This window comes from Mesorhizobium sp. M4B.F.Ca.ET.017.02.2.1 (assembly GCF_003998955.1).
Lineage (GTDB): Bacteria > Pseudomonadota > Alphaproteobacteria > Rhizobiales > Rhizobiaceae > Mesorhizobium > Mesorhizobium abyssinicae.
Genome location: NZ_RZOF01000387.1, coordinates 1 through 5516 on the forward strand (window position 1 = coordinate 1; position 5516 = coordinate 5516).

General features: G+C 62.5%; 5 protein-coding genes and 1 pseudogene. 1 reads left to right on the forward strand and 5 read right to left on the reverse strand.

Annotated features, from left to right (window positions below):
- The 4 genes from ltaE to EN738_RS29900 all read right to left on the reverse strand — a co-directional run.
- Window positions 1–851: low-specificity L-threonine aldolase (gene ltaE, locus EN738_RS29885; RefSeq protein ID WP_127286772.1), on the reverse strand; the 851-nt coding region annotated here is incomplete at its 3' end.
- Window positions 852–925: 74 nt separating this feature from the next.
- Window positions 926–1981 (reverse strand): cupin domain-containing protein, encoded by a 1056-nt coding sequence (locus EN738_RS36975; protein WP_127286773.1) that lies wholly within the window; start codon window positions 1979–1981, stop codon window positions 926–928.
- Window positions 1981–2991 carry a 4-hydroxythreonine-4-phosphate dehydrogenase PdxA gene (gene pdxA / locus EN738_RS29895; protein WP_127286774.1) on the reverse strand — a complete coding sequence of 337 codons (1011 nt, stop codon included), beginning with the start codon at window positions 2989–2991 and terminating at the stop codon, window positions 1981–1983. The genes EN738_RS36975 and pdxA overlap by 1 nt, the downstream gene beginning before the upstream one ends.
- Entirely contained in the window at window positions 2988–4055 is a 1068-nt protein-coding gene (locus EN738_RS29900; protein ID WP_127286775.1) for a four-carbon acid sugar kinase family protein, read from the reverse strand. The genes pdxA and EN738_RS29900 overlap by 4 nt, the downstream gene beginning before the upstream one ends.
- Before the next feature lie 74 nt (window positions 4056–4129).
- Between EN738_RS29900 and EN738_RS29905 the strand changes: the two genes are divergently transcribed.
- Complete coding sequence (locus tag EN738_RS29905; RefSeq protein ID WP_127286776.1) at window positions 4130–5008, forward strand: LysR substrate-binding domain-containing protein; 879 nt, start codon at window positions 4130–4132, stop codon at window positions 5006–5008.
- A gap of 39 nt (window positions 5009–5047) precedes the next feature.
- Here the strand turns inward: EN738_RS29905 and EN738_RS29910 are convergent.
- Window positions 5048–5516: pseudogene (locus EN738_RS29910) on the reverse strand (ornithine cyclodeaminase family protein); the annotation flags it as partial.

Here is a 5516-nt window from a genome sequence, read left to right on the forward strand (position 1 = left end):
ACGTTGGACTGCGGCGGTGTCACCGTCAGTTCTTCAATTCCCATGAAGCCGTCCGCGAGCGCCCGGGCGTTGGCGTGGTCCTCGATCAGACGGTCGACGTGATGGTCGAGCGCGTACAGCCCCGCCGCTGCTATTATTCCGGCCTGTCGCATGCCGCCGCCGAGCATCTTGCGCCACCGGCGCGCACGGGCGATCAATGGGGCATCGCCGACCAGCACTGATCCGAGCGGCGCCCCGAGCCCTTTTGAAAGGCACAGCGACACGCTATCGAAGCCCTCTGCCAGGTACCCGACATCAACGCCGAGCGCCGCAGCCGCGTTGAACAGCCGCGCACCGTCAAGATGGGTCGCGAGCTTCCGCTCCCGCGCAAATTCGACGACCTCGGCCAGATGTTCTCGCGGCAAAACCCGCCCGGCGAACGTGTTCTCTATGGTGACCAGACGCGTGACTGCAAAATGCGGATCGTCGTCCTTAACCGCGGCGTGTAGATCCTCGATGGGGATCGTGCCGTCGGCCCGGACCGGCAAAGGCTGCGGCTGGACCGAGCCCAGCACGGCAGCGCCCCCGGCTTCCCACAGATAGGTATGCGCTCCGCTCGCGCATAGATACTCCTCGCCGCGCTGGCAATGACTCATGATCGCAGCGAGATTGGCCATGGTGCCGGTCGGCAGCAGCAGTCCCGCATCTTTGCCGAATATCGCGGCAACGCGCGCCTCGAGCGCCTGGACTGTGAAATCATCGCCCAAGACATCGTCGCCCACGTCGGCGGCCGCTATCGCCGCACGCATTTGCGCGGTGGGGCGGGTGACCGTATCAGAGCGGAAATCGAGGCGGATAGCATTGGATTGCATGAATTGAGAACCTGTCGGAGTGAATTACTGTGCCACCGAATTTCGGTGCCAGTTTACTAGTTCGCGCACGCTCCTCAAACCTGGCCGCGTTCAGCAATCCTTCGCGCATCGGCTGCCGTGCCGGTGTTCGGCGTGGTGCCCGGCTCGAGCAGCATCACATCGCAGGTGTCGTCCAGTGCGACTGGGCAATGCTCGACGCCATGCGGCACGATGATGAATTCGCCCGCCTCGACAATCTCGTCGCGGTCACGAAACTTCATGAGAAGACGCCCCTTGTGCACGAATAAGAGCTCGTCCTCCGTCTTGTGGAAACGCCAGGAAAGTTCGCCCTCGAATTTGGCGAGCTTGATCTGCATACCGTTGACCTGGCCCGCGATCTTCGGCGTCCGGGTGTCGGAGAAGCGCTGGAACGCGTTCGTCAGGTTTCTCTTGTGGAATGGTGAAATATGATTGTTGAGCGCGGCGACGTCGCGAATGATCGCGGCGAGCTGACCCGGCACGCCGTCCTCCTGCGCTGGATATTTGCCATCGAGCGCGGCGGTGCCGATCGTGAAGCCGGCAGCGCCAACCGCCTTCACCACGGCGATCTGCTCGGGCGTGTCGATGGAGCCGGCGATATAGACGGGCTTGGACACGGCGGCGCAGACCGCCCTCATAAGAGTTGGAACGTCTTCCTTGGACCGGTAAGCCAGCAGGTCAAGGCCATGCACGCCCTCCCGCCCCGCAAGCGCCTTGGCACTTTCGACGATCTCCTCGATGCTCCCCTCCAGAACGCTGGGATGGCCCATGATACGGCCCGGGAAGGGGCAATACTGGATGTCTGTGCCGGCGATCACCGGCAGGACGTCATCGACGCGTGTACCGCCCAGCAACACATCCACGCCAATCTCAGTCGCGGCGCGTGCCGAAACGATCTCACTGTCCCGGTCGAGCGACACAACCTCGAGATAGGAGGTCGCGCCGCCCGCCTTGATGGCGACGTTGAGGGCCATCAGCTGGTCGGTCGGCAGGCCGATATCTTTGAAGCCGATATGGCGTACGCCGAGCCTCAAAGCGGTCTGAAGTTGTTTCGACGCGTCCTCGACGGTGCGGTCGTTGCGCGTGAGCATGAAGATGAAGCGGAGGCCCATCAGATTAGCCTTTCATGTTCTTTGGTCTCGGTTTGCGCAGCCACGAGCCGCCGTGCATAAGCGATCGCAGTTTTCAGACTCGTGGGATCGGCTATGCCTTGACCTGCGATATCGAACGCCGTTCCGTGGTCGGGGCTAGTGCGGACGAACGGCAGTCCCAGCGTGATGTTGACGCCCTTTTCGAGGCCAAGATATTTCACCGGGATCAGCCCCTGGTCGTGATATTGGGCTACGACCACATCGAAGCGACCCTTGCGGGCCTGCATGTATACCGTGTCGCCAGGCCAGGGTCCGCTGGCATCAATGCCCTCGGCGCGCGCCGCCTCAATCGCAGGCCGTATGATCCGGATTTCTTCGTCACCGAAGAGACCACCTTCACCGGCGTGTGGATTGAGCCCTGCGACTGCAACTCGCGGTGCCGCGATCCCGAGGGCCTTGCCGCCGTCATGCGCCAACCGGATCGCCGACATCTGTGCGTCGAAATCGGCCTGGTCGATGGCCTTGCGAAGCGATGTGTGGATGGTGACCAGAACCGTGCGGATATCGTCATTGGCCAGCATCATGGCGACTCGCTTTGCGCCGCCATACTCCGCCAGAATCTCGGTGTGTCCTGGATAGCGAATGCCCGCGCATCCCATCGCTTCCTTGTTGATAGGGGCGGTAACGATACCGCTCACGCTGCCGGCCTTGGCGGCCGTTATGGCGGATGTGATTGCGTCGAAGGAAGCTTGGCCGGAAGTAGCGTTGACGATCCCAAGCGGAGGGAGCGCCAAGATTTCGGTCGCTTCGACGATCTCGATGGACCGCGGCGCGAAGCGCGCCTCTTCAGCTCCCGCGATGCGCTTGACCGCTAGGTTGAGACCCAGGCGATGGACGACTTCCTCCATCACGAGGTAGCTGCCGAAAACGACCGCGCGCTCACTGCCGTTGGCCAATGTCTTCGACACGATCTCCGGGCCGATGCCGGAGGCGTCGCCCATCGTGATGGCAAGGGGAGCGGCTTGCGTCATGACAATGCCTGTTCTGGTTCTAACGCATTCTGGCGGAGTTGGGCGATTGCGCGGCGCAGCGTGTCGTCGTCACCGAAGCCGCCTGCCTTCATGCCGATAAGAAACTCGCGCCCATCCCTGAGGAAGGCGCGGCCCAGCGGAAGGCCTGGCTCGAGCTCCCGCAGGACCTCGAAGCCCCGGATCTCCAGGAGGTCGAGTATCGCTTCCATGGTATCCCCGCCGGTGGCGATCACGACATCGAAGCGCTTGTCGAGCAGTCGTCTAGTCGCTTCCCGAGCGATGTCGTGCAAGACGGACATGGGATCATCTGCGCGCTGGGCCGGAGCCCGAAGCAAGGTAACCCGAGCGTCCGCCGCGATCTGATCGGCCTGACGATGGCTGAGGGGGTTGGCGCTGCCGATCGCGACGAGAATGTCGCCACAGGCCGCCACGGTCGCATTCGATGCAGCCGCAACCGGCGCAAGGCGCTTCGCCAGGGCCGACGCCATGCCCGGGGAACCCACCCAAAGGATAGCTTCCGGATCCGGCAGGGCGGCAATCTGTGCGTCGAGATCATCCTGCGTCGTGGCATCGAGAATGACGGCGTTGCTGACGGAGGCCGGAACAAAGTCGACCAGCCGTGACTGCCGCGCCGGATGAACGGGGTCGCGACCATAGGCGGTCTCCGCTACCGGAACGCCATCAACGAGCTGAACGCCGCCCACGGTCGTGCGACCTGCCGCGGGGAACGCCGGAGCAAAGACAAGCATCTTGCGACCGCTTGCCTTGAAAGCGGCCTCCAGTTCAGCCGCCACATGGCCCCGCAGAGTGGAGTCCACGGTCTTGTAGAGGACATCGCGCGAAGCGAGCTGCACGGCAAGCTCCGCCGCGAGTACCGCAGCCTGCGAGGCGGTAGCAGATCGCGATCCGCTGTCGACGGCGAGGATCGTTGCCTCCTCCGCCGGCAGGCAGGCTCGGCCGACTACAGCTTGCAAACCTCGCTCGACGAACGGTCCGGCGCCATCCGCGGCGCTGGTCAGGTCGTCGGCGAGGATACCGATCGTATATTGGCTATTGGTTCGCATGGATCAATCATGCCGATCCTACGCCTCTTGAAAAGCGATAGTTTCTATGTCGAATCGGTGATACAAACTCACCGATGAAGCGGTCCGAAATACCCTCACTGGATGATCTGCGAGCGTTCGAGACGACGGCTCGTCTCGGCTCCGTCCGGCTGGCCGCAGACAGTCTCGCCGTGACCCATGGCGCCGTCAGCCGTCGGATTACCAAGCTGTCCGAAGACCTTGGATTCAAACTCTTTGAGAAAAGTGGCCGGGGTTTGCGCCTCACGGCGGCCGGGGAGACGCTCAATCTTACCCTTGGCCGCTTCTTCACGGAATTGGCGACAACGGTCGAAGGCTTGCGGGCTGCCAACGTTGAGCAAAACGCCCTGGTTCTCTCATGCGAACCCTCGGTCGCGATGCGTTGGCTCATTCCGCGACTGCCAAACTTCCACAGTGCGCATCCCGAGATCGCCTTACACCTGTCAGTGGGTGGCGGTCCTGTCGAGTTTCGTCGCGACCGGATAGATCTAGCCATCCGCCGGCTCGACTTCGGGCTGCCCGACGCCTGGCATGTCCAGCGCCTCTTTCCTGAGAAGGTGGGGCCAGTCATGGGCCCTCAGCTCGCGCCGGCGTTTGCATCGGGGGAATATGTCGCCTTGGGTTCCAAGACCCGGCCGGACGCCTGGTCGCATTGGTTATCTATCCACTCCTCGGTGCCGCGCCCCACGGAAATCCGCTTTTACGACCATCACTTCCTGATCGTTGAAGCCGCAGCGGCGGGGTTGGGCGTTGCGCTCAGTCCCATGGTCCTTGCAACCGACGACATAGATAGAGAGCGGCTCATCGCACCGGCCGGTTTCGATCCCGACGGAAGCCACTATGGGCTCATATGGATGGGAGAAACCGAACTGTCTGGGAAAGTTCACGATCTTGCTCGATGGCTGAAAGCACAATGCAAGATTTCGTTTGGCTGAGCACGTATGAAGTAGATTTCGTCAAAGCTCCAGTCTAGATCATCGGCGGAGCTTTGCGCGGATCAGCGCGCCGGCCATGTAGAGATCCTGCAGGGAGATACCGGAACTGTCGAAGACCGTGATTTCGTCTTCGAAGCGACGTCCGGGCGCTCGCTTTTCAATGACGTCGCCGATTGGTGTTACGGCAAGCAGGCCGGCGTCGATCGCGTCGCGGAGGTGTTGGAACTCGCCGATCTGGACGGACTGCGAAAGCAAGTCGCAGAACAGGCTTGCCTTCGACAACAGGTCGCTCGGCAATTCATGCTTGCCCGCTGCGTCCGAGCCCATGCTAACAACATGGGTTCCGGGCTTCACCCAGGCGGCATCGAACAGCGGTTCGCGTGAGGGAGTCGCCGTCACCACGATGTCGGCCGCGCGCACCGCCTCCTCGACCGATACGGCGTGCGCCGCCAGGCCCAGTTCGCCGATACGGTTGACAAAGGCATCGCGTCGCGGCGAAGGCCTGGCC